16 protein-coding genes are annotated in these 24,584 nt (G+C 70.1%); 10 read left to right on the top strand and 6 right to left on the bottom strand.

Annotated features, from left to right (window positions below):
* Positions 1-65 precede the first annotated feature (65 nt).
* A complete protein-coding gene (locus ACX9TP_RS13845) occupies positions 66-3,602 on the top strand; it encodes a tolB protein precursor protein (protein ID WP_482980194.1) in 3,537 nt (1,178 codons plus the stop codon).
* A 61-nt stretch (positions 3,603-3,663) separates the two neighbouring features.
* Here ACX9TP_RS13845 and ACX9TP_RS13840 read toward each other — a convergent pair whose 3' ends face one another.
* Positions 3,664-4,134: a YgaP family membrane protein gene (locus ACX9TP_RS13840; RefSeq protein WP_482980193.1), complete on the bottom strand. Its 471-nt coding sequence runs from the start codon at positions 4,132-4,134 to the stop codon at positions 3,664-3,666.
* A 307-nt stretch (positions 4,135-4,441) separates the two neighbouring features.
* Here ACX9TP_RS13840 and ACX9TP_RS13835 point away from each other — a divergent pair, with 307 nt between their 5' ends.
* Genes ACX9TP_RS13835 through ACX9TP_RS13820 form a run of 4 tightly spaced genes read left to right on the top strand, consistent with a single transcriptional unit; the run spans position 4,442 to position 8,394 of the window.
* Entirely contained in the window at positions 4,442-6,262 is a 1,821-nt protein-coding gene (locus ACX9TP_RS13835; RefSeq protein WP_482980192.1) for a CotH kinase family protein, read from the top strand.
* A gap of 40 nt (positions 6,263-6,302) precedes the next feature.
* Positions 6,303-6,857 carry a GNAT family N-acetyltransferase gene (locus ACX9TP_RS13830; RefSeq protein WP_482980191.1) on the top strand — a complete coding sequence of 185 codons (555 nt, stop codon included), beginning with the start codon at positions 6,303-6,305 and terminating at the stop codon, positions 6,855-6,857.
* 40 nt (positions 6,858-6,897) lie between these two features.
* Entirely contained in the window at positions 6,898-7,929 is a 1,032-nt protein-coding gene (locus ACX9TP_RS13825; protein ID WP_482980190.1) for an NAD(P)/FAD-dependent oxidoreductase, read from the top strand.
* Between the two features lie 51 nt (positions 7,930-7,980).
* A complete protein-coding gene (locus tag ACX9TP_RS13820; RefSeq protein ID WP_482980189.1) occupies positions 7,981-8,394 on the top strand; it encodes a thiol-disulfide oxidoreductase DCC family protein in 414 nt (137 codons plus the stop codon).
* A 67-nt stretch (positions 8,395-8,461) separates the two neighbouring features.
* On the opposite strand, the gene pbpC is transcribed toward ACX9TP_RS13820, so the two are convergent.
* The gene (gene pbpC / locus ACX9TP_RS13815; protein WP_482980188.1) at positions 8,462-10,903 is read right to left on the bottom strand and encodes a penicillin-binding protein 1C; all 2,442 of its coding nucleotides are present in this window, start codon (positions 10,901-10,903) and stop codon (positions 8,462-8,464) included.
* 83 nt (positions 10,904-10,986) lie between these two features.
* Between pbpC and ACX9TP_RS13810 the strand changes: the two genes are divergently transcribed.
* Positions 10,987-11,670: a phospholipase D-like domain-containing protein gene (locus tag ACX9TP_RS13810; RefSeq protein ID WP_482980187.1), complete on the top strand. Its 684-nt coding sequence runs from the start codon at positions 10,987-10,989 to the stop codon at positions 11,668-11,670.
* Here the strand turns inward: ACX9TP_RS13810 and ACX9TP_RS13805 are convergent.
* The gene (locus tag ACX9TP_RS13805; protein WP_482980186.1) at positions 11,667-17,411 is read right to left on the bottom strand and encodes an alpha-2-macroglobulin family protein; all 5,745 of its coding nucleotides are present in this window, start codon (positions 17,409-17,411) and stop codon (positions 11,667-11,669) included. The genes ACX9TP_RS13810 and ACX9TP_RS13805 overlap by 4 nt on opposite strands.
* Positions 17,412-17,673: 262 nt before the next feature.
* Here ACX9TP_RS13805 and ACX9TP_RS13800 point away from each other — a divergent pair, with 262 nt between their 5' ends.
* Complete coding sequence (locus ACX9TP_RS13800; protein WP_482980185.1) at positions 17,674-18,399, top strand: RNA methyltransferase; 726 nt, start codon at positions 17,674-17,676, stop codon at positions 18,397-18,399.
* Between the two features lie 89 nt (positions 18,400-18,488).
* On the opposite strand, the gene ACX9TP_RS13795 is transcribed toward ACX9TP_RS13800, so the two are convergent.
* The 3 genes from ACX9TP_RS13795 to ACX9TP_RS13785 all read right to left on the bottom strand — a co-directional run bounded on the left by ACX9TP_RS13795 (position 18,489) and on the right by ACX9TP_RS13785 (position 21,477).
* Positions 18,489-19,982 (bottom strand): P-loop ATPase, Sll1717 family, encoded by a 1,494-nt coding sequence (locus ACX9TP_RS13795; protein WP_482980184.1) that lies wholly within the window; start codon positions 19,980-19,982, stop codon positions 18,489-18,491.
* A 125-nt stretch (positions 19,983-20,107) separates the two neighbouring features.
* Complete coding sequence (locus tag ACX9TP_RS13790) at positions 20,108-20,359, bottom strand: hypothetical protein (protein WP_482980183.1); 252 nt, start codon at positions 20,357-20,359, stop codon at positions 20,108-20,110.
* 125 nt (positions 20,360-20,484) lie between these two features.
* A complete protein-coding gene (locus ACX9TP_RS13785; RefSeq protein ID WP_482980182.1) occupies positions 20,485-21,477 on the bottom strand; it encodes a DUF1028 domain-containing protein in 993 nt (330 codons plus the stop codon).
* A gap of 141 nt (positions 21,478-21,618) precedes the next feature.
* On the opposite strand from ACX9TP_RS13785, the gene ACX9TP_RS13780 reads away from it, so the two are divergent.
* From ACX9TP_RS13780 to ACX9TP_RS13770, 3 genes are all read left to right on the top strand, one after another.
* A complete protein-coding gene (locus ACX9TP_RS13780; RefSeq protein ID WP_482980181.1) occupies positions 21,619-21,834 on the top strand; it encodes a hypothetical protein in 216 nt (71 codons plus the stop codon).
* A 40-nt stretch (positions 21,835-21,874) separates the two neighbouring features.
* The gene (locus ACX9TP_RS13775; protein ID WP_482980180.1) at positions 21,875-22,678 is read left to right on the top strand and encodes a pseudouridine synthase; all 804 of its coding nucleotides are present in this window, start codon (positions 21,875-21,877) and stop codon (positions 22,676-22,678) included.
* A gap of 87 nt (positions 22,679-22,765) precedes the next feature.
* Positions 22,766-24,559 (top strand): alpha/beta hydrolase family protein, encoded by a 1,794-nt coding sequence (locus ACX9TP_RS13770; protein WP_482980179.1) that lies wholly within the window; start codon positions 22,766-22,768, stop codon positions 24,557-24,559.
* The last annotated feature ends 25 nt before the right edge of the window (positions 24,560-24,584 follow it).

The raw sequence follows: 24,584 nt of genomic DNA, 5'->3' as shown, positions 1-24,584 counted from the left end.
CCTGGGAGGGAACCTCCCAGGTCTCTGCCCTCTCGCCTGTTCCCCATTCGAAGAGGTGGCCCCCTGTGAATCCCCGTCCTCTAGCAGCCGCCCTGCTGGCACTGCTCCTCCCCGGGCTGGCGCTCGCCCAGTTCTACGTGGTGCCCCGACGGCCGGGGAAATCGCCGGTGAACAGCTACGAGTTCGAGTGGCGGCACGTGGACATCCTCGTGGGGCCCAATGCCGCGGGCCTGGCCAAGCCCCCGGAGCACACCGCGCACGACCAGCCGCCCGGCACCCAGGGGGGGGCCAACCCGGACGCGCCCACCACGTCCCCCGAGACGAGTGACCCTCGGGAGATGCCGAGCGGCCCGGCGCCGGAGACCAGCCAGCAGACCTCCGAGCCTTCCTCCAGCTCGGGCGCGCCCGTCCCGCCCCCGGTGGCGGGGGCGGAGCCCTCCGACGGAGGGGTGCCACCTCCGGCCACCGCGGGGACTCCGGGCGCCGGTGATGGGGGAACCCTGGTGAGCGCCGCGGGCGCGGCGGACGGCGGCATGGCGGACGGCGGAGGCGTGGCGTCGCTGGGGCTGGGAAGCGCCGACGGCGGCTTCAACTACACCTACGCGAAGACGCTCGGGGACAAGACGGGCGGCGTGCGCTTCTACTTCTACGAGCGCGAGCGCGCCGTGGCCGAGCGGGCCGCGCCCGTCATCGAGGAGGCGTACCGCTACCTCGTGGACACGTTCCAGTACGTCCCCACCCAGACGTTCCCGTACATCCTCTACAGCAGCTACCAGGAGTTCCTGCAGACCAACCTCTTCCAGGTGTCCGAGGGCACGCTGGGCCTCACCAGCACCGGCGAGGACCTGAAGCTGACGCTGCCGTACCTCGGTGACCACCGCCTCTTCGACGAGATCTCCACCCACGAGCTGGCGCACCAGTTCACCATCCAGAAGGTGCGCACCGTGGCCGAGCAGGCGAAGGTGTTCGGCGACCCGCTGGCGGGCATCCCGCTGTGGTTCATCGAAGGCCTGGCCGAGTTCTACGCCAAGCGCGGCATGGACCCGGAAGCGGAGATGCTGGTGCGGGACCTGCTGGTGAACCCGGACCTGTACAAGGGCTACGCGTTCCTCGACTTCTTCTCGCCCGGGCCCTACGGCTACCTGTGGATCTACAAGGTGGGCCAGGTCCGCGTGGCCTTCCTGGAGGAGGAGTACGGCAAGGGCTTCATCCAGCGCGTGCTGGAGGAGTCGCCCAGGCTGGTGGGCGGCTCGCGCGACTCGCCGTCGCTCAAGTTCGAGGAGCTGCTGGAGCGGCTCACCGGGGATGACCCGAAGCGGCTGGCGGCGCGGTTCGAGAACTGGCTGAAGCGCCGGGCCTTCAAGACGTACCTGAGCTCGGAGCAGGCCGCGCCGGTGATGGACCTGCTGGACAAGTCGCCCGGCTACATCACCTCCATGACCAGCTCGCCGGACGGGAGCGTGCTGGCGCTGCGCACCATTGTCCCGGAGACGGGCGAGAGCCGACTGTACCTGGTGGACCCGCGGGCGCCGGAGAGGACGTTGAGGGTGACCAGCGACGGCGCGCCGGGCGTGGAGTCCCTGCACCCCATCTCCGGGCGCAGCTTCGCGCTGACCGGGAACAAGCTGGCCTTCATCGCGGAGATGATTGGCCGCGACGTCATCTACGTGCAGGACTACACGCACGTGGTGGAGAAGCGCGCCTCGGACGTGCTGGTGCGCCGCACGCCCATCCGCACCGGCATCGACCGGGAGGTGGGCACCACGGTGAGGCTGGACGTGGGCGGGCGCGTGGCGTACCGCATCGACAAGCATGGCCTGCTGGCGGCGTACTCGCCGGCCTTCTCTCCGGACGGGCGGTGGGTGGCCTTCATCGGCATCAACGACGGCGGCCTGCGTGACCTGTACGCCATCGACCTGCAGGCGGGCCCGGACGCGAAGCCGCTGCAGCTCACCGACGACGTGTTCTCCGAGCGGCAGCTCACGTGGGGCCCGTCCGGCATCGTCTTCACGTCCGACGCCACGTCCCACCGCAAGTACAACCTCTTCCGCGTGCGGGTGGACGCGCCCCGCCAGGTGGAGCGGCTCACCAGCGAGGACAGGGACCACGCGGACCCGACGGCGCTCGCGGACGGCCGGGTCTTCTTCACGGCCTTCAACAACAGCAGCTCGGACCTGCACGAGCTGATGGCGGATGGCCGCCTCGTGCGGCGCACGGACCTGACGACGGGCGTGTTCGAGCCCGGCCCCGGCCCGGACGGCAGCCTGTGGATGCTGTTCCACATGTCCGGCGAGCGCCGGCCCGCGCTGCTGCGGCCGCCGCGCATGCTGGCGGTGGACGTGCCGGCCGCGCCCGCGCCGGAGCCGCCCGCGCCAGTCGCGGTGCGCTCGCTGACGGACGCGCAGGCCTACCAGCCCTTCAACCGGCAGAACCTGGAGTTCGGCCCCATCTTCGGCTTCGCGGGCGCGGGCGGCGGCGGCTTCGTGGGCCAGCTGTTCGCCGCGGCCAGTGACCGCATGAAGGACCACCAGTTCCTGCTCACCCTGTCGGTGTACGGCAGCTTCGATTTGACGGACGGCTACCTGCTGTACATCAACGACGAGAGCCGCACGACGTGGGGCGGCGGCCTCTTCCAGTCCCTGCGCTTCCGCGTGGACCAGACCTTCGAGGACCTGCCCGTGTTCTTCACGTCGGGCGAGCGGTTCTTCGGCGTGCTCGGCAGCCTGCGCTACCCGCTGAGCACCTTCTTCTACCTGCAAGGTGACCTGAGCCTCGGCGGGACGAAGTACTTCCTGGACGACCCCACCGAGTTCTACCTGTTCTTCGCGGACCGCAACGAGGCGAACCAGGAGCTGCTGTCGCAGTGGAGGGCGCGCAACCAGGACATCCGCTTCCAGACGGAGGTCAGCGGGCAGGTGGGCTACGACACGCTGAAGTACCACTACGCCACCGGCCCGCTGTCGGGCAGCTCCGCGCTGCTGGAGACGACGGTGGGCGTGCAGCCCTTCGACAACGAGGCCTACAGCAACGTCCGCCTGGACGCGGAGCGGTACTTCCCCATCTACGGCCGCACCAACCTCTTCGTGCGCGGCGGTACGGGCACCACGCTGGGAGGCCGCTACGCCCGCTCCTACTTCCTGTCCTCCTTCGACACGCTGCGCGGCGTGAACTTCGGAGACGAGCAGTGGCTGCTGGGCCGCCACTTCTTCTACTCCACGATGGAGATGCAGCTTCCGCTGAACGACATCGTCCGGGTGGCCTTCCTCAGTGATTTGGAGGCCATCGCGGCCATGGACTTCGGCGGCGTGGGCGAGAACTGGGACGACTTCTGGGGCCACCGCGTGCTGAACGCCGTCGTCGGCGTCAACCTGGCGCTGGGGCCCCTGCTGATGCGCCTGCACTTCGCGAAGCCGTTCGACATCGGCGCGGCGGCCGGCAAGCCGGACGCGGGCTGGGTGACGAACTTCTCGCTGGGCATCGCCGGCCTCAACGGCTTCTTCGACCAGGGCAACACCGGGGCGAAGAACAACGGCCCGCCGATGCCCACGTCCCCGGCGCTGATGCCGTCGGTGGGCGGCGGCTACACCGGCCCCAGGCACTGACGAAAGCAACGGGGGCGGGCCAAGCCTGGCCCGCCTCCGGAAGAAGCGCGGGATGCTCCCGCTAGGACTGCGCGGCGACGAGGGCGGCGTTGGCCTTCGCGAGCGGCCCCCCGTCATTGGGGATGCGCTCGAAGTCGCCGCGCAGCGCCTTGATGGCGAACTTCTCCAGGTCGATTTCCCGGCGGGTGCGCACGCCCAGCATGCGCAGCAGCCCGGACATGGGCCCGAAGCCGAAGAGCCCGTGCTGGAGCAGCACCCCGGCGGCCACGGCACTGAGCACGCGCCAGCGGCCGCCATCCCTGCGACCCAGCAGCAGGCCGAGCGCCGACGCGGCGGAGGCACCGACGGACAGGGCCCGGCTGATGTCCCACTCGCGCTCCAGCCGCTCGAGGTAGCGGCTCATCTCCGCGCGGTCGCCCTTCTGCGCCATGTACCGCACGCAGGACTCCACGTGTTCGTCGATGCGCCGGTTCACCAGCAATGGCGTATGGCTGCGGACGGCATCGGACGAAGTCTGGTTCCAGGTCTCCATGCGGTCTCTCTCCCCTGACGCGGCGCACCCTGCTTCCTCGTGAAGCTAGGACTGGCACCACGAGGCGGGCACCACATACCCATCAGAGTTCCACCCCAAGCCGCCCGGCCGCCTGCCCCTCCGGGGAAGAACGGGCCCGCTCGGGTCCCCCCTCCCTTCCGGACGAGGCGAGCAGGCAGCCCCAGCGTGGGTAATCCGTTTCCTACCAGTGAGGCGTCCGGGGGCGTTGCCCACATCCGCACCGTCCATTCCCGGCCAGCCGCACCCCTTTCTGAGGAGGGCATGCCCCTTGCTCACGGGGGGCAGGATGAATCGCGTACGACTGCTGATCTGCCTTCCGTTGCTGTGCCTGTGGGCCTGCGGTCCTGACACGCCGTCCGTCGAGGTACCGGCGCATCCCGTGGGCGAGTCTCCGCAGACGACTCCTCCCGAGGACGAGACACCCACGCCCGTCCCGCGGCCCCAGCCCGAGCCCGAGCCACAACCCGAGCCCCAGCCCCAGCCACAGCCCGAGCCGCAGCCGCCGCCCGAGCCGCCGCCTCCGCCGCCGGTGCCGGAGACGCAGTTGCCGTTCAAGCTGCCAGCCCCGCAGGCCTCCGTGCAGGAGTACGAGCTGCTCATCCCCGCCGAGGCGATGGCGAAGTTCGCGGCGGACCCGTGGACGCCCGAGCAGGACGCCGTCTTCAAGGCGAACGGCACGACGTACGCGGTGCAGGTGCGCCTGCGCGGCGCCTCCGCGCGCTACTTCGAGAAGAAGAGCTGGAACGTGAGCTTCGCGGACAAGGTGAAGTTCGAGGGGCGCACCTCGCTCAACCTCGTGGCCGAGTACGCGGACGCGACGATGCTGGCGGAGAAGCTCGCCTACGACTTGCTGGAGGCGATGCGGGTGCCCGCGTCGAAGGCGAAGTTCGTTCGGCTGAAGGTGAATGGCGCGTACGAGGGCGTCTTCCTGGACATCGAGCAGGTGAACAAGGCCTTCCTCAAGGCGCATGACTTCGCCGACACCGACGGGGACATCTACCGGTGCGGCTGGAAGGACTGCGAGTTCAAGACGTGGAAGGTGCCCTACCAGGGCAAGTGGCTGAAGAAGACCAACGAGTCGCAGCCGGACGACAAGCTCTGGGCGATGATGGGCGTCATCAACCACACGCCCGAGCCGCAGCTGGTGACGGCGCTGGAGAAGAGCTTCCAGCTCGAGCACTACCTGCGCTCCATGGTGTTGGACGTGCTGATGTCCAACAACTACGTGGAGGACTCGGAGAGCTACTTCATCTACGACCGGGCGACGGCGAAGTGGTCCTACGTGCCGTGGGACTTGAACAACGTGGACGCACGCTGGTGGTACCCCATCAGCGTGGAGGACATGCGCACCAGCAGCAACAACATGCGCCACCCGCTGTTCAACTTCACCCTCACCGACGCATGGGTGGAGAAGATGTACCAGCAGCGCAAGCTGGAGACGCAGGCCTACCCGGGCTACCTGCCGGTGTTCTCCAACCTGGGCACGCGCGTGCTGATGAACCCCGAGCTGCGCGAGCGGCTGGAGGCGCGGCTGGACAAGGCGCTGGAGGAGCTGTTCTCCGACAAGGTGATGAACCCGTACATAGACGCGCTGCACGCGCTCATCACCCCCCACATGAAGGATGACCCGTACATGGACCAAGGCCGCTTCCAGGCGGGCCGGGACTACATGAAGCGCTTCGTCAAGGAGCGCCGGGCCTTCATCCTCGCGGAGCTGACGCGGTACTCGAAGCAGAAGCCGACGCTGGTGTTCGAGGCGTTCGACCCGCGCGAGGGCTGGGTGGAGGTGGGCAACCGGACGGCGGCGGCGGTGTCGCTGAAGGGCATGGTGCTGACCACCAACCTGCGCGTGAGCTTGGCGCAGAGCGACCACCCTCCCACGCAGGTGAGCAACCCCACGGGCGCGGTGCTGCCGGACGTGACGGTGGCCCCGGGCGAGCGCGTGCGGCTGGACATCTCGGACCTGGGCATCCAGCTGCCGTCCAAGGGCGAGATTGGCCTCTTCGACGGGAAGTCCGTGGTGGGGGTGAAGGACCTGCTCTTCTACGGCGAGCTGTCCGCGGGCAAGCGCTACGAGCGCGGGACGAAGGGGTGGGAGGTGAAGTGAGCGGGCGTCCCGGTGCGCGGGGCGGGCTATCCTGCGGGGCATGCTCCGCGTCTCCGCCTCGCAGCCCGCCCGCGCCACGCTCGACACCGAGCGGTTGAGACTCCACCGCGTCACCTCCGAGCACACCGACGGCTTCGCGGCACTGTACGCGAGGCCGGAGGTGATGCGGTTCCTGACGGGCAGGCCTCGCAGCCGCGAGGAAACGGTGGCCCATGTGGCGAAGATGATGGGCCACTGGGAGGTGCACGGCTTCGGGCTGTTCGCCGTGACGCTTCGAGAGGCCCCAGGTGTCATGGGCCGCGCGGGCCTGTGCTACCTGGAGGACACGGGCCTGGTGGAGATTGCCTACCTGTTCGACACGCCCTACTGGGGCCAGGGGCTCGCCACCGAGGTGGGCCGTGAGTTGCTGCGCTGGGGCTTCGAGGAGTTGGGACTGGAGCGCGTCGTTGGCGTGGCGGACCTGGAGAACGTCGCCTCGCAGGGCGTGCTGCGGAAGCTGGGCATGGCGCACGAGGGACGCGCCCACCACTACGGCAATGAGATGGAGCGCTTCCACCGCTCAGCGGGACCCTGGCGGGCGGGGCAGCACGGGTAGCGCCGTGCGGCGCGCCCGTGCGCGGATTAGGAGGTAGGGCATGACCACCCGGTTGAGCCCTCTCGAGGGCCTGCTCCCGAAGCGCACCGGCCCCAGGCCGTCCATGGCGGTGATTGGCGCGGGCTTGTCCGGAGTGACGGCGGCCCGCGCCCTGCACGCGGCTGGGTATCCAGTGGTGGTATTCGAGAAGAGCCGGGGGCCAGGGGGACGCATGGCCACGCGAAGGACTCCGGCGGGCGACACCTTCGACCACGGGGCGCAGTACTTCACCGCGCGAGACTCACTCTTTCAGGAGCAGGTCCGCTGGTGGATGGACGCGGGCGTGGTCGCCGAATGGCACGGCGTCATCGGCACGCTGGAGCACGGCCGGGTGACGCGGTCCGAGCGCGAGCAGGTGCGCTACGTGGGCGTGCCGGCGATGGGCTCGGGGGTGCGCGGGTACGCCGAGACACTTCACACGCGCTACGAAGTCCGCGTGGAGCGCGTGGAGCGCGCCGGTTCGGCGTGGAGGCTCACGACGGAGTCGGGTGAGCAGCTCGGGCCGTATGACGGGGTGATTGTGGCCGTGCCCGCCCCCCAGGCCGTGCCGCTGCTGGCCGGTGCGCCGGAGCTGGCGGCGCGCGCGGCGACGGTGCGGATGGAGCCGTGCCAGGCGGTGATGGCCCGCTTCGGGTCGCGCGTGCCGCTGGAGGTGGATGGAGCCTTCGTCCATGACTCGCCCCTGTCGTGGATTGCGCGGGACGCGAGCAAGCCAGGGCGGGAAAAGGGAGAGCGCTGGGTGCTGCATGGCTCGCCCGAGGCCAGCCGCGAATACCTGGAGTCCGCTCCGGACGTCGTGGCGGCGCGGTGGGTGGAGGCCTTCACCCAGGCAACGGGGCTGGAGATACGGCCGGTGGAGGTGGTGGCCCACCGGTGGCGCTACGCCCTGCCATCTCCGGCGCTGGAGGAGACGTCGCTGCTCGACGCGTCCCTGGGAATCGGGGCCTGCGGGGACTGGTGCGGAGGGCCCCGGGTAGAAGGGGCCTTCCTCAGCAGCGTGGCACTGGCGCGGCGGCTGGCGGCTGTGCTTTGAGGCGCATGCACGGACGCCAGCAGCGCGTTACTTAAAGGGGGGAGGTCCGGAATGAGCGAGGCGAAGCAGGACGCGGCGGTGGTGCTGTTCGACGGCGTCTGCAATCTCTGCAACGGGGCGGTGAACTTCATCATCGACCGGGACCCGTCCGCGCGCTTCCGCTTCGCGGCGCTCCAGTCCACGCAGGCAGCTTCGCTGCTCGCGCCCCTGGGCCGCGTGCCCGAGGCCGAGCCCCAGAGCTTCATCCTCGTGGAGAACGGGCGCGTGTACGAGCGCTCCAGCGCGGCGCTACGCGTGGCCCGCAAGCTGCCCGGCGCGTGGAAGCTGTTCTACGCCTTCGTCGTCATTCCCACGCCCATCCGCGACGTCGTCTACCGCCTCATCGCGCGCAACCGCTACCGCTGGTTCGGCAAGGCGGAGGCGTGCCGCATGCCCACGCCCGAGCTGCGCGCGCGGTTCCTCTGAGCCGCGGTCCGCCGGCCGACAAGGGGGCTCCGGACTCCCGAGAGGCGCGCTCGCCCGGGTGTCCGGGCTACCGCCGCTCCCGCACCACCAGCGTCCGCTTCGCGGTGAGCCCCCGGTCATCGGTGACGAGGATTTCGTGCGACCCCACCGAGGGCGTCCACCACACGCGCTCGTCCGCGCGTGCCGTGCCCAGCAGCGCTCCGTCCACGAACCACGTCAGCGCACGCTCGTGTGACGCCTCCGCCTCCAGCGGCATCTCCTGCTGCTCCGCGGGCACGCCTGGAATCAGCATCGCCACCTGACCGTCCGCTGGCGACACAATCATCGGCGCCGCGCGCGCGCCTCCGGGCTCGCAGCCGGGCGCGGCCGAGGGCGGCTCCGGCAACCTCCGGTGCTGCTCCTCCAGCCAGCGGCGAATCGTCGCGGGCCACGTGAGGAACACCCGCTCCTCCGTCATCCGCCCCGCCCTGCACGTGGGCCCCACCGCCAGCCCCGTGGCCACGTCCACCTCCACCTTCTGGTGGTACGGACAGCGCCCCGTGGGCACCGCCGAGCGCCGCGCCAGCACCGTCTTGCGCTGCGCGCACGCGTCCGTCGGCAGGTGCCCCGAGTACGCGCACACCTCCACGCGCATCAAGTCCGCGGGCGGCTCCACCTCCTCGTCCGGCACCGCCTTCCCGCGTGGCCCCACGCCCTCCAGGATGTCGAACAGCAGCGGCCCGGCCGCGTCCGCGCCCACCAGGTGCACACTGGGCGTGTGGTCGAAGTTCCCCAGCCACACCACCGCCGTGTGCCGTGGCCCCGAGCCCGCCGCCCACGCGTCCCGGTGCCCGAAGCTTGTCCCCGTCTTCCAGTGCACCCGCGCCGGCAGGCCCGTCAGCCGCCGCCGCTCGGGAAAGTCCGGCCTGTCCCGCAGCGCCAGCGCCCGCCGCGTCAGCCACGCCGCTCCCGGGGACATCACCTCCGTCGGCGCACCCAGGGGCCGCCCGTCCTCCAGCAGCCGCGGCGTCGGCGCACGCCCGTCCCCCGCCAGCGCCACGTACACGCCCGCCAATTCCAGCGGCGTCAGCTCGATGCCACCCACCGCCGCGGACAGGCCGTAGTACCCCGGCTCCGTCTCCAGGCTGTTGACGCCCGCCGCGCGCAGCGTGCCCAGGAAGCGCTCCACGCCCACGCGCTCCAACAGCCGCACGAAGGGCATGTTGAGCGACTGCGACAGCGCGTACTCCAGCCGCACGAGCCCCTGGAAGCGGCCATCGAAGTTGCGGGGCGCATACCCTCCGTAGGCTGTGGGGACGTCCGCCACGAGCTGCTCCGGGCCGACGAGCCCCAGGTCGATGCCCATCGCATACAGCAGCGGCTTGAGCGCCGAGCCCGGCGAGCGCGGCGTGGCGAAGCCGGCAATCTGCCCGCCATGCTCCGCGTCGAAGAAGTCGAAGTTGCCCACCAGCGCGAGCACCTCCGCGCGCTCGCGCTCCACCACCACCGCCGTCCCGTTGTGGATGCCGCGAGACGCCAGCCCGCCCGCCGCGTCCCGCATCAGCCGCTCCACCATCCGCTGCGTGCCCGCGTCCAGCGTGGTGCGCAGCCGCGCCGACTCCGGGTGCTGTGTCCGCAGCCACACCGCCACGTGCGGCGCCTCGCGGGGGAACGGCCTGAGGCTCGCGGGCACCGGTGTGGCGCGGACCTCGGCCAGCACCGCCTCGGGCGGCACCGTGGCGCCCTCCGGCCCCCTGGGGAGCGCCTCTTCGAACAGCAGGCGCTGCGCCACCCCGTTCCTCGCCGCCTCGAGCCGCGCCGCGTTCTCCGCCGAGGGGAAGCGGCGGTTGGGGTTCTGCGGCACCGCCAGCAGCGTGGAGATCTCCGCCGGGCTCAGGTGCGACGCCGTGTGGCCGAAGTACGCGAGCGCCGCAGCCTCCACGCCCTCCACGTTGCGCCCGTACGGGACGAACTGGAGGTAGGCCGCGAGCACCTCCTGCTTCGTCAGCCGCAGCTCCAGTTGCACCGCGCGGAAGGACTCGATGAGCTTCGAGGTGAAGGTGCGCGGCCGGGGCTCCAGCACGCGCACCAGCTGCATCGTGAGCGTGGACGCGCCCGATACCCGCCGGCCCCGTGTCACGTTGCGCACGGCGGCCCGCAGCACGGCCAGCGGGTCCACGCCCGGGTGGTGGAAGAAGCGCTTGTCCTCCAGCGCCACCAGCGCGCGGAGGTAGGCCGGGTCCACGCGCTCGGGGGACGTGGGGATGCGCCAGCGCTCATCCGGCGCGAGGAAGACGTGGGCCGGCGTGCCGTCCCGGTACTCCATCACCACCGAAGCCGGCGCGGAGAGCCGGGACGGCAGCGGCACCCACCATGCGGCCCACACGCCCACGCCGCCGAGGACGAGCAAGAGCCCGGCCGTCAGCGCGAGCCGCCGGACGATGCGGACGCGGCGCCGGGAGCCCCCACCGCCTCGGACGCGAGACACCCCGGCGGCGAGCACCCGGACGATGTGACGGATGCCGCTCATGGGACGCCGGCTCCCCGAGGCGCCTCACCGAGGGAGCAGCTTCCCTCTATGCTACGTGCGTCCCCACCAGGAGCCCCGCCCCCATGGACCCCGTCGACGTCGACGCCATCCTCGCCTCCATCATCGATGACCGGAGGCTGACACCCACCGAGAGAAAGGCGCTCCAGGCGGTGCTGGTGGAGCGGCGCGCGGGAGAGGCCCTGCTCGACGTCTTCCGCACGCGGGCCTTCGCCCTGGCACGCGCCTCCGTGAAGGAGCCGCGTTCGCGCGAGGTCATCTCCTGGCTGGAGGAGATGGTGGACGCCCTGCACGCCCCGAGGACCGTGGAGTCCTCCCGCATGGAGGCGCACTTCACGCCGGGAGACGGCCCACTCAACGCCATCATCCAGCAGATACAGCGCGCGCGCGGCTCCATCGACGTGTGCGTCTTCACCGTGACGGATGACCGCATCACCCGCGCGCTGCTGGAGACCCACCGCCGCGGCGTGCGGGTGCGCGTCGTCGGAGACGACGACAAGGCGCTCGACGCGGGCTCCGACATGGAGCGGCTGAGCGACGCGGGCGTGCCGGTGCGTCTGGACAGGAGCGTGGCCCATATGCATCACAAGTTCGCGGTGTTCGACCGGCTGCGCCTGGTTACGGGGAGCTACAACTGGACGCGCTCCGCGGCGGAGCACAACCATGAGAACGTGCTCGTCTGCGACGACGCGCGGCTGGTGCAGCCCTTCAGCCGCGCGTTCGACGCGCTCTGGGACACGCTGGCCTAGAGCAGGCTGTCCTTCCAGGGGCCGGACACCTGCACCGTGCCGGCCGACTCGCGCGCCCAGAGACGGGGGTCATACATGGCCTCCGCCTCCGCCGACGGCAGGGTGAAGGCACCCGCCGTCACCGCGCGCACCGCGTAGACCACCTTCTTCGACTCGCCCGCCGCCAGGCTGCCGAACACCTCCATGCGGTCATCGCGGATGTTCACGTAGTCCGCCGTCCACAGCGCGTCGGCGTCAATCCACGCCGCGCTGCCGCCGCGTCCCAGCCGCGCGTTCTCGATTTCCCAGCCCGCCGGCAGCCGGTCCACCAGGGCGATGTTCTGCACGCGCTCGGCGGTGGTGTTGCGCACCGTCAGCTCCACGTAGACCAGGTCCGCCAGCGACACCGGCCCCGAGCGAAGGTCCAGCTCCGTGCCGTCCAGCTTGCGCCACGTGCGGGTCAGCGTGAGCCCCTGCCCGCCCGTCTTCACCTGACCGTCCGAGCGCACGCCTTCGCTGCTGAGCACGAGGTACAGCTTCCCCTCGTCCTTGGTCTTCACCTCCAGCTGGAGCCCCTGCCGCTCGCTGGCGCGGGCCAGGGCCCACGTGCGGTCGGACGCGCGCGCGTTCTTGTCCTGCGTCGGCGCCACCACCTTGCCGTCCGCCATGAGCACCGGCGGAGTGAACTTCGTGGCCGTGCCCTGCAGCCGCTTGCCCAGGCCGGTGATGCCCCAGACCAGCTCCTGCGTCGTGTACCAGCCGCTGGGGTGCGACTGGAGCGACTCGGCCACCATGCGCGCGAGCGGCTCGCCCGCGGCGTCGTTGCCGAAGAGGTCCTGGAAGGTGCTCAGCATGAAGCCGCGGCGGCGCCGGTCCGAGTAGAAGGACCAGTTGTTCTTGCGCTCGTCGGTGACGGGCGACAGGTCCGGGCTGCGCAGCTCCTTCTCGTAGCGGCGGTCCCCCGCGAGCCACAGCGCGGCCTTGAGCATGTAGTCCTGCTCGCGGTCCTCGCCCGACAGCGCGCCCCTCTTCGCGCGCTCGGCCAGCGTCTCCACCATCTTCTGCATGCGCGCCTTGCGCCCCTTGCCGCCCAGCGCCAGCACGTAGTGCATGTACGCCTCGGAGCTCTCGCTGTAGCCGCCGTGCCGGTTCGTCCCGCCCTCGTTGTTGTTCAGCGCGTTGCCCATCCACGTGAGGGCGTCATCCAGCCGGTCCTGCGGCACGGGGTACTTCAGCTTCTGCGCGTCCAGCAGCATGTGCGTGGCGTAGGCGGTGCCCCACTCCACCGGCTGCGTCTGGCCCGGCCAGTACGCGAAGCCGCCCGACGGCGTCTGCATGGAGAGCACGCGGTTGACGCCCGCCAGCACCATGTCGCTCACGTCCCGGCCCTGCTTCAGCGTCGGGTCCACGTCGTCCAGCAGCTCCGACACGTACAGCAGCGGCCGCGTGGAGGACGTCGTCTGCTCCACGCACCCGTACGGGTACTGCACCAGGTACGAGAGGTGCTGGAGCGACTGCGCATACGGATTCGCCGTCACCCACAGCGTGGAGCGCTCCGTGGTGGGCACCCAGCCCTGGAGGAACTTCGAGACGTCCGTCGTCCCCTGCGCCAGCTCGATTCGCTGCACGCGCCGCTCACGCGGGCCCGCAGGCGACAGCGGCACGTCCAGCGACTCGCGCGAGGTGTAGCCGCCGCCCTCCACCGTCACCGTCATCCGCGCCGCGCCCACCGCCTGCACCGCCTTCGCCTGGAAGACGAAGGTGGAGGACTTGCCGTCCTCCAGTCGGGCACGCCCCTCGCTCTTGCCCAGCAGCTGGAGGGGCGAGGCCGCCGTCGTGGCAATCAACCCCGGCACCGGCAGGGCCTCCGTGAGCAGCGTCACCTTCACGTCCTGCGCCTTGCCGGACAGGTTGGTGACGAAGACGGGCACCTGGATTTCGTCGTTCTGCGTGAGGAAGCGCGGCAGCGTGGCCTGGAGCACCAGCGGGTCTCTCACCAGCACCTGCGCGCTCGCGTGGCCGATGCGCTTCGCGCCCGCCGTCACCGCCATCACCCGCACCGCGCCCCGGTACTGCGGCAGCTTGAAGGGCACGCGCAGCTTGCCGTTGGCCGGCACCTGCACCACACCGCTCCACAGCGCCACCGGCTTGACGGGCTGCACGCGGCCGGAGGCATCCCCCTCGCCGTCACCACCCGTGGAGCGCGAGTTGCCCCCCGGCGGCACCAGCAGCGTCCAGCCGATGGTTTCATACGTGTCCACGCCGAGCGCGCGCTTGGTGAAGAGCTGCTTCAGCGGGTCCGGGCTCTGGAAGCGCGTGAGGGAGAGGATGCCCTCGTCCACGACGGCCACCGTGGCGAAGGTGGGCCCCTCCACGGCGCCCAGGTCCAGGTCCACCGTGAGCGTGTCGTTGGAGCGGACCTCCGTGGGCACGTTCAGCTTCACGGCCTGGGTGAAGTCCACCGGCTCCAGCGGCACGCTGCCCACGCCGAAGGCGCGGTCCGGCATGAAGGCCTCGGCGGACTCCAGGTGCGGGTCCTTCACCAGGAAGGCGCTCACGTAGACGTTGGGCGCGAAGCCCTTCGGCGTGAAGGTCCACGTCACCTCGCCGGGCTCCACCGCCTTCCACTCGGTGGCCAGCACGCGGTCCGTCTCCGCGGTGAAGAGCACCCGGCCCTTGTACGGGGCCTTCAGCTTGACGTTGATGGGCTGCCCCACGCGAGCCAGCGCCGGCAGCGCCACGTCCAGCGACGTGGGCTTGAGCGGGCGCGGCGTCTGGTCCACGCGCGAGCCCTCGCCCCACCAGTAGTAGCGGCCCTCGCCCTCCAGCTCGAGGTCCGTCTGGGTGGCGCCGGAGCGCACGCGCACCAGGTAGCCGGCGGCGTCCTCGCCCGGCGTCACCTGCAGGGAGAAGCGGCCGTTCTGCACCTGCGCCGTGGTGCGGCCCTCGCGCAGCGGGCGCAGGTAGCGCTGGTAGCGCTCATAGCCCTCCGACTCGTCGTAGTGGAGGCCGTACTCCTCCTCCAGGCGCAGGTACTCCACCTCCACCGTCTTCGGCGCCTTGCCCGAGGTGAGCAGCTTCCCGTCCCAGTCCACCACCACGCCATTCACGGTGAAGGGCTTGCCGGCCTTCACCTTGCGCGTCGTGGCCTGGAGGCCCACGTAGTACGCCTCCGGGTGCACCGGCGTGGACGCGTCGCCCACGCTGGAGCGGCCGCTGCCGGACTCGAAGACGCTGGCCAGCGCCGTCAGCCGCGCCGCGCCCCGCAGCCCGCCCGTGGCCGCCTGCGCCGGGCAGCGCAGCAGCGCCTGGCCCTTCGCGTCGAGCGCGCCCTTCACCTGCCCCAGCGTGGCGGCGCGCAGCGGCCCACCGTCCTGGCGCCACACCCCGTAGGCGTACTGCGCGTTCTCCTTCGGCTTGAACTCGGCGGGCACCAGCCGGCACGTCACCTCCACCGGGCTGCCCTCCGCCGAGCCGCCGAAGAGGTACGCGGCCTCCACCGCCACCGGCACCTCCTCGCCCTGGACGTAGCCCTCCTTCTCCGTGCGCGCCGTCACCTTCATGCGCTCGGGGACGAACTCCTCCACGCTCAAGCCGTAGGTGGCCACGTCGCGGTCCGCCACCTTCAGCGTCACCCGGTAGCGGCCCGTGTCCTGGAAGGCCTCGAAGGGGATGTCCAGCGCCACCAGGCCCGCCTCGTTCGTCTTGAGCGACACCTTCTTCAATTCGCGCTCGCGCGGGTCCACCACCACCAGCTCCACGGGCATGCCCGCGGGAGGCGCCACGTCGTCCTGCCCGCGCAGCACCGCGGCCACGTGCGCCGTGTCGCCCGGGCGGTACACGCCCCGGTCCGACCAGAGCGAGCCCCGGTAGGCCTTCTCCGAGCGGTACGGCTCGCCCTGCACGTCCGAGTTGGCAATCTCCGTCTTCAGCTCGCTGTACTTGAGGTACGTCAGCTCCTCGCCGTCGCGGGCGATGAGGGCGAAGGGCTCCGACTCATCCACGCCGGGCGGGGGCACCTTGAGCTGGCAGCCATCCGTCGCCACCGTGGTGCAGCGGGCCACCGTCTGGCCGCTCTTCTTCACCAGCGACACCTCGACACCCGACAGCGGCTCGGTGTTCTCCATGCCGAGCGCCCACACCCAGACCTCGCCCTTGTCGGTGGAGTCGGGCGCCGGCCCGCCGCGCTTGGCCACGAGGCTCAGGTCCGTGAGGAGGATGCGGGTGGCGGCCTGCCAGTCGCCCTTGCGCGCGGAGACCTCCACCAGGCCCCGCGTGTTGGCGGGCACGAGGTTGGCCACGTCCACGTAGGTGGTGGTCAGCGTGTCCGGCTCCGACTTGAGGGCCAGCTTGCGCTTCGCCACCACGTTGGAGGTGCGCTCGTCCACCGTCTCCGTGTTGTCGTCGCTCATCCAGAAGACGAGGTTCTCCGGCGGCACATGGCGGACGGTCAGCTCCACCTCGTCCAGGTTGAGGTGCTGCAACGGGAGGTTGCGCCACGCGCTGCGCGGCAGGTAGCGGCCGGACGTTGCGAAGGAGACCTGCGGCTTGCGCGCGGGCACCGAGACGACATTCACGTACGGAGACAGCAGCACGCCGCCGCCCACCGAGGGCGTGCCCGCGTCGATGCGCAGCGAGTAGGGCCCGCGCTTGAAGTCACCGAAGATGCGGAAGCCGCGGCGGGACGGCGCAATCGAGAACTTCACCGCGGGCGTCAGGTGGATGGCATCCGCTGCCACGCCGTCGTCCAGCAGGCAGCCCTTGTTGTTGTTGTCCCAGTAGTACTCGTCGTACTCCTCGGACTCGCGTGGGCTGGCGGGGGCGTCGGCCGCCACGTCACGGCAGCTCACTTCAAGATAGTGGCCGGTGGAGCCCTCGCCCAGCGAGACACGGGTGAAGTCCAGGCGCTTTCCGGCGCGCAGCTCGGCGGTGCTCTGGGCGGCGGGGGCGGTGGCCTTCGCGCCGCCCACGGCGGCGAGCCCCGCCTTCAAGTCGAAGCGCAGCTTCGCGGCGGGCTTGAGGCGCGGGTGCCCGAGCTGCGCGCTGACGACGTTGCGCATCTCGGGGACGGTGCGCCACTTCACGTCGGAGATGGGCTCACCCTCCACCTGGAAGGTGCCCCGCGAGCGGACGGCATTGAGCTCCACCGGGCCGGAGAAGACGACGTCCACCTCCACGCGGCCCTTGAGCAGGTCCAGCTGCCGGGGCGCGAGGCGGACCAGCTGGAAGGCCGGGGTGGTGAAGCGGTGGGACCAGGCGCCCTCGGAGGGCGCCTTCACCACGCCGGTGCCCGTCTCCACGGACTCGAGGGTGACGGTGTACGCGGTGTCGAAGCGGAAGCCGTCGCCCGCCGACGGGGTGAAGGCGAGCGTGGACGGGGTGGGCCAGGAGAAGCTGCCGACCACGCGAGGCACCATCGCGACGACGGTGCCCGCCTTCACCTCGCGGTCCTCGGGCGCCACGGGGCGAGGGAACTCGATGACGATGCCCCGGGGGAGCGCGTCCTCGGTGGCCAGCTCGCGGATGACGGGCGTCAGGGACTCGGGCGTGGGCGGCGTGACGGCCGCGCTCGTGGCCGTGCCAGCGTCGGTACCGGCCGCGGGGACGGGCGTGGTCGCCGTGACGGGCGCCGAGCCAGGAGTGCCGGGCTGCTGCGGCGCCGGCTCCTGCTTGCAGCCCGCGAGCGTGGCGCCGACCAGCAGCGCGACGAGGGGCCAGCTCGTGCGAGGCGCTCTCTGCGTGACGACGGACCGCGAACCCATGGTTCCTCCGGAAGTGCCTGCGGTACTTCATGCGGCGTGCCGGGGATGCGCATACCGCACGAGGGAGGACTGTGGTCGGTCGCCCGCGGCCCGTGCGCGTCCCCCATGCGTCACCGGGCCCGCAGGGTGTCCGGTGGACCACAGTGCTGCCGTGGCCCCGGGCGCCCGCGAAGACGTCGATGGCCAGAGGCTATAGGGGGGCGGAGGGCTCACGGTCAACGGGCGAGGAGCCGAATCGCGAAGGCGGTAAGGTGCGCGCCCCATGGTGCTGCCCGTCCGTTTCGTCCTCATGCGCCCGCGCAACGCGGAGAACCTTGGTGCCGCCGCGCGCGCCTTGAAGAACTGCGGCCTGTCCGACTGGGTCTGGGTGACGCCGGAGGTGGAGGATTTCGGGCCCGCGCGCCGGCTCGCCGTCCATGCCGAGGACGTGCTGGATGCGGCGCGGCGCGAGGACACGCTGGAGGCCGCCGTGGCCGACTGCGTGTGGGTGGTGGGCACCAGCTCGCGAAAGGTGGAGGGAAAGCGCCGCCTGCCGCCGCGCGCCGTGGGCGAGGAGCTCGTCGCGCGCGCGCCGCAGGGGCCGGTGGCCATCGTCTTCGGAGACGAGCGCAGCGGGCTCACCAACGCGGAGGTGGAGCGCTGCCACGACCTCTCCGCCGTCCCCACCGCGCCCGAGCAGCCCTCCATCAACCTGGCGCAGGCGGTGCTGCTCTACGCCTATGAGGTACGCGTGGCGACGCTGGAGGCCAGCGCGCCGCCCCCGGGCCCGCTTCCCGCCGCGGCCACGGACGCGGAGCTGGCGCAGGTGGAGTCCGCGCTCGACACGATGCTCGGCGCGGGAGGCTTCCTCGTGGATGAGCAGCCGGGGCGCACCGCGGTGCGGGACTTGTTCGCGCCGCTGCGTCGCTCACGGCTGACACGAAAGGAGGCGCGACTCTGGCTCGCCGCGCTCCACACCGTGCGCAAGAAGCTGACGTCATCCAAGTGAAACGTCTGAACGCCCGACCAACAACGCAACTCGCTCAATCCCGTCCACACACACCGGCCCGCTCACCCAAATCGACCGCCGATCACCCATCAATCCGCAGTACCCTGAACCATCTTCAGCGAGTTTCGATATAGAAATGGAACTCTGAATTCCGGTGCGTCTTTTGTTCCCTTCCGCTCAAAAAAACCAATCTCCACCAATTCACTGGCAATGCGCTGCGCTTCCGGGCTTTCAACCCCCCATACTCTACTTAGCGTCTCTAACGTGTGGTGCGTCTTCTCCTCCGCAAGACGCTCAAGATATGGGCGCAGCCGCGGGTACTCAGCATATAGAGTCTGCTCCAAGCGTACCTGTGACACCTCGGGCAGCGCGTCTCGAATAGCGGAGCGCGAGAATAACAACACACCCTCCGGCTCAGCCTCACCCAGTTCAAACTTTCTCAACTGCTGATCGCGTGCCGAGTTGAGAAAATGAATCACCTCACGAGGCGCACTAAGCCCAAGACCGTCTTTCGTGCGCCCCAAAATCCAATCAAATGTCCCAGGCTTGTTCGGACCAACATCCACTTGGTCTGGGAAAAGCTTATAAAATAGTTCCTCCTGCTTGGCCCACGACTGAAGAACCTGCTCCGACTCGACACCATAGGCCTTCTTCAGATTGTCATTCTGAAGAATACGACGCACTACCAAGTTCAACAGTGAAGCCCTATCCCACTTAATTGTCGTGTGCCTAGTTATGTGGCTTGCTTCACGAAAGCCGCTATTCGTTATTCTCTTCCAAATATCAGTTCTCAGGAAAATCTTAAGCCTAATATTGCTTGTACTCAAAAGATCAAGATAAACCTTAAAAAGCGCTCGCAATGCATTCTCTTCCAACTCATTCGCATCGGCAAAGGCAACATCAAGCCGATCCAGCAAAATCCATGCGGAAAATCCCAAACTTCCAAGCGCATTGTCTGCCAAGTCAAACAACTTCTGAACCGAAACGAGCCCCTGCTTCTCACCGTCTAGGCCGGGTTCGCGGAACGTGATCTTACCTGTTACCCCAGCTGGAAGTCCGGAAACAGGATCTAGCTTGAGTCCACCCTCAAGCGACTCTGCACGACTAAATTGCCGAACATATTCCACTACTGACATCAGGAGACTTTTCAGTGTCCGATCCTGCCGCAGGAGCCCTGCCGACTGAAGGGCTTTTAGTACCACTTTAGCTGCATCATTATCGCTGGCGTGCCGCCCCAGCAGTTCACCAATTAAAGAAAGAAAATAAAGATACCAAAGCCTAGTCAGCTCGCGCTCGCTCGCAGGCGGATCGTTTACGACGTCCTTGAATGCTGGCGCCCCACGCGGGTTTTCTGCTGGGACGAGCAAAATTCCCCGACTACGCAGTGCTTCGGACCTCTCGATAAGTAACGCGTGAAGAGCACTCTTACCGGAGCCCTTAGGCCCATAAACAATGTCTACATCGCCAGCGAAAATTCGCTTCCACTGATCGGTTTCGACGAAGTAGCGCGCCAACTCATGACTTTCTTCCTCGGCGACACGCTTACCGAAATTTAGCCCGCTAAGAGTTTCTGCCTTGTTCACGTACACCCCCATCGCCTTCAATAGTCTTGCTACCAGGGTACCAGCCGACAGGCAGTCCGCCCGCCTGCTTGCCTCAATATAGTTGACCTACTTCCGGAGTAGCACTTGAAAGCCATAGTCCTCCTCTAGACGGTGCGGGTCCTGCGAGGACCGCGACCGGCGCCCGGGCCGGTGCCTGGCGGAGGCCCACGGCGTTTGCGGGAGATGAGCACCGCGCTCCAGGCGAAGGCGAGCACCGCCAGCGCGAGCAGCACCACCCAGAACCAGAACGTGGGGCTGCGGGAGGCTTCCCGCTCGATGGGACCCGGCAGGGGCGCCTGGGCGAGTGCCACAACGGGAGCGAGCGACGTGAGCAACGGGGCCAGGGTCGTGCGCATGGTCATCCTCTCCAGGGAACGTCTCCATTCCGGCGGATGTCCACAAGCGCACCACCCCGCCGTCCGGGCCGGCGACGGAGGCGGGCACGGACCGCCTGCCTCCCCGGTCGTCCTGCGTCTGCGTGTTACTTCGCGGGCTTCGCGCCCGTCAGCCGGTGGATGAGCTTCGGGTCATCCGGGAGCAGCCCCGCCCTGGGCAGCCGGGTGAGCAGCTCGCGCCAGCGCGGGTCGGCCTTGTACGTGCGCTGAAGCAGGGGAATGGCCTCGTCGACGCGGCCCACGCCCACCAGCGAGATGGCGTGCCAGAAGACCATCTCCGCGTTGTCCGGCACGAGCTTCTCCGCCGAGGCGTACGCCTTCAGCGCGCCGTCGGTGTCCTTGCGCTCAATCGCGAGGTCACCCTCGTTCATGAAGTTGTAGGCGCGCTGGAGGGTGACGAGCCGGCGCAACTCCTTGAGGGGCTCGGCGGCGTCGTCCACGCGCAGGTCGAACCTGCGGTCCATCCACGGCCGGCCGGAGGGCTTCGCGGACACGACGATGAGGGCGGCGGACTGCTTGCCGCGGATGTCCCCGCCCTGCGCCTGCGCGGCCTCGAGCGCGGCCAGCATGCGCTCCGCCAGGTCTCCCTTCGACTCGCGGTAGGCCTTCGCCATGGCGGGCCACACGGTGTCCTTCTCCATCATGTTCGCCTGGACGGCGAAGCCCTCGCCGACGATGTGGCCGGCGGCGGCGATGCAGCTGTCACCGGTGTGGGCGGTGACGCGTCCCTGGGCGTCAATCATCCCCACCTGCCGCACGTTGCTGGCGCTGTCGGCGGCGAGCAGGCCCTTGAGCGCGTCCGGGGCGGAGCGGCCCGCGCGCATCAACTCCAGGCCCAGCTTGCCGTAGGACGGGTCCACGAAGGACTGGGTGGCGATGGCGCCCACGCCGGCCTCGGCCCAGGGGACGGTGGAGCCCACGGAGAACCAGTGGGACTGCACGGCGACACCCAGCTCTCCCGTCGCCGCGTCTCGGGCGACGATGGAGTACGTGTGCACGGGACGGCGGGGAACCGCGGCCGGCTCCGCGGCCAGGGCAGGCAGCGCGAGCAGGACGAGGCAGGCGGCAAGACGCGACATGAGACCTCCGCAGCGAGGGGCCTGGAGGGTGAGCGAGCAGGCGTCCGGCCGCAAGGCCCAAGGCGCCACGAGTCGGAAGCGTCACTACCTTCCCCGGGTCGCCAGGCAATGGCGACACACTCTCACGAAGGGAACATCCGCATGGACCACATGCCCTACGAGTCGATGGAGGTGGGCGGCGAGGAGCCCGGCCGCGGCAACCGTCGCCAGGCCCCGTCCGAGGACGAGCCGAAGCGCACGCCGAGGACGGCGGAGGGTGGCGGGCTCGACGAGGAGCGCCGGATGCCCCAGGAAGAGCCCGGGAAGACGCCCGGCTCCGCCGAGGGTGAGGACCCGGACCGGCCGGCGCGCAAGTAGCGCTGTGCCGCCCGGCCCGGGCAGGTACAGTGCCGCGCCCATGCCCCGCAAGCCCGACAAGCCGAAGATACCGACGCACAAGCGCTGGGAGGGCAAGGAGAAGCCGGACTGGCTTTCGCGCGCGCTCTCCCGGGCCGGCGTGTTTCCCCAGGAAGAGGCGGAGCACGCCATCGCCGCCGGCCGCGTCAGCATCAACGGCCGCGTGGCGAAGATGGCGCTCACCCCCGTGCCTCCGGGCTCCGTGGTGAAGGTGGACGGCCTGGTGGTGCAGCTGGGCGCACCGGCCACGCGCGTGCTCGCCTTCCACAAGCCCGCGGGCGTGTTGTCCTCCACCGCGCGCCAGCACCGCACCGGCACCGTGTTCGAGGTGCTGCTGCCCCAGCTCCCGCCAGAGCTGGCCGGCTACACGTGGCACGCGGTGGGCCGGCTGGACGTGGAGTCCACCGGCCTCTTGCTCTTCACCAACGACGACAAGCTGGTGGCCCACGCGACGTCTCCGGACACGCGCCTGCCCAAGCGCTACGTGGCCACGGTGTTCAGCACCGCGAGCGACGAGAAGGTGGAGCCCCTGCGCAAGGGGATGACGCTCGACGACGGGCCCGCGCGGCCCGCGAAGGTGGTGGTCCGCGACGAGCACACCGTGGAGGTCACCATCACCGAGGGCCGCAACCACCAGGTGAAGCGGATGCTCGGCGCCGTGGGCCTGCCCGTGCGCGCGCTCCACCGCGAGGCCGTGGGCGACATCGTCCTGGACAACCTCCCCGAGGGCACCTTCCGCCTCCTCACGGACGAGGAGGTCCACGAGGGGCTGAAGTACGAGGGACGCGGCGCGGCGGAGCCCTGAGTCGTACGAAGCTTGCGGAATGGGCGGAATCGCACTGAGTTGAAGGCCGGGCCGCCCTGACGGCGCGCCCCCACCGAGGCGTTCCCCATGACCCGGCTTCGCCCCCTGCTGCTCGCGCTCGTCGTCGCCCTGCCCGCCCTCGCTGCGGAGCCCCCCGCGCCCGCGGCCCCCACGGACCCGAAGCTCACCGAATTGCGCCGGGTGACGGCCTATGACGCCAAGGCCCCGCTGGACGTGAAGACGGTGCGCACGCAGCAGCGCGGCGACGTCACCGTGACGGAGCTCACCTACGCCAGCCCCAAGGGCGGCCCGGTGCCCGCGTACCTCGTCATGCCTCCGGGCAAGGGCCCCTTCCCCGCCGTCCTCTTCCAGCACTGGGGCCAGAGCACCAAGACGGAGTTCCTCGACGAGGCGCTCTCCCTCGCGCGCTCGGGCGTGGTGTCCCTGCTGGTGGACGCGCCCCACGTGCGCCCGGAGCCGTGGCGCCGCGCCGTCTCCGGCCCCACCATCTACGACACCTTCGTGCAGATACAGGTGGACCTGCGGCGCGGCGTGGACCTGCTCGCCTCGCGCCCGGAGGTGGACGGGCAGCGCCTGGCCTACGTGGGCCACAGCCTCGGCGCCACGGTGGGCGGCGCGCTCGCGGGCGCCGAGCCGCGCCTGCGCGCCTTCGTGCTGATGACGGGCCTCGGCAACTTCTCCGAGGCCGTCCGGCAGATGGAGGGGCCCAACGAGAAGAAGCTCCACGACAGCGTCACCCAGGAGCGCTTCGAGACGCTGGTGCGCAACATGGAGTCCATCGACGGCGCGGTGGGCGTGCGCAACGCCGCGCCCGCGGCCTTCTTCTTCCAGTATGGCCGCTCCGACGAGTGGGTGACCTACGCCGAGGCCCGCGCCTACATCGACGCGGCCGGCGAGCCCAAGCTCTTCAAGTTCTACGAGGGCGGCCACGAGCTGAGCGAGGCCTCGCGAAGAGACCGCGCCCAGTGGCTGCGCGCGCACCTGGGCTTCGGTGAAGTCCCCGGCTACGGCATGCCCGTCATCGCCAACCCCGCCGCCCCGGAGCTGAAGGGCGCGCCCCTTCCCGAGTGGACGAAGCTGCGGCCCGTCCTCTCCATGCCCGGCATGGAGGAGGTGCAGGCGCGCCGCGGCCTCACGTACACGCGCGCGGGAGGACGCGAGTACAAGCTGGACCTCTACATCCCCGACGTCGCCTCCCGCGAGCCCGTGCCGGTGGTGGTGCTCGTCCACGGCCTGCTGCACCCGGCCCTCGCGCCCTACGTCCGGGAGCTGCCCGCCTTCTCCGGCCAGGCGCGCTGGCTCGCGGCGATGGGCTACGCGGTGGCGGTGCCCGAGCTGGGCTCGCCCGCTACCGGCCCCGCCCGGGAGCAGTGGCTGACGGACGTGCCGGCCCTGCAACAGCGCGTGGAGGCCACGCTCGCCTTCCTCCGCAAGGAGTCCAGGGCGAACCGCCTGGACACGAGCCGGATGTGCCTGCTGGTCATGTCCGGCGGCGGCCTGTGGGGTGTGACGCCCGCGCTGAAGAAGCAGCCGCCCGCGGGGCTCAAGTGCGTGGCGGCCTGGTACCCCATGCTCGACGGGCCGGGCCTGCCGAAGGGCAAGGGCGCCCGCGAGGCGCTGGGGACCGTGGACGCGAAGAAGCTGCCGCCGCTGCTGGTGCTGCGCGCCGGCCGGGACGCGCCGGAGCTCAACGCCGCGCTGGACGCCTTCGTCCAGGACGCGAAGGGCCGGGGCGCGCCCCTCACCCTGGTGGATTTGCCGGAGGCCCACCACGCCTTCGACCTGGTGGACGACGTGGAGCCCTCTCGCGCGGCCATGCGACAGACGGCGCTCTTCTTCGAGCAATACCTCACGCCGTGACTTCAAAGCCCTCCCGGGCTCGTTT

Source organism: Pyxidicoccus sp. M15, from assembly GCF_056858435.1.
This window is presented reverse-complemented; position numbering and strand designations above follow the sequence as displayed.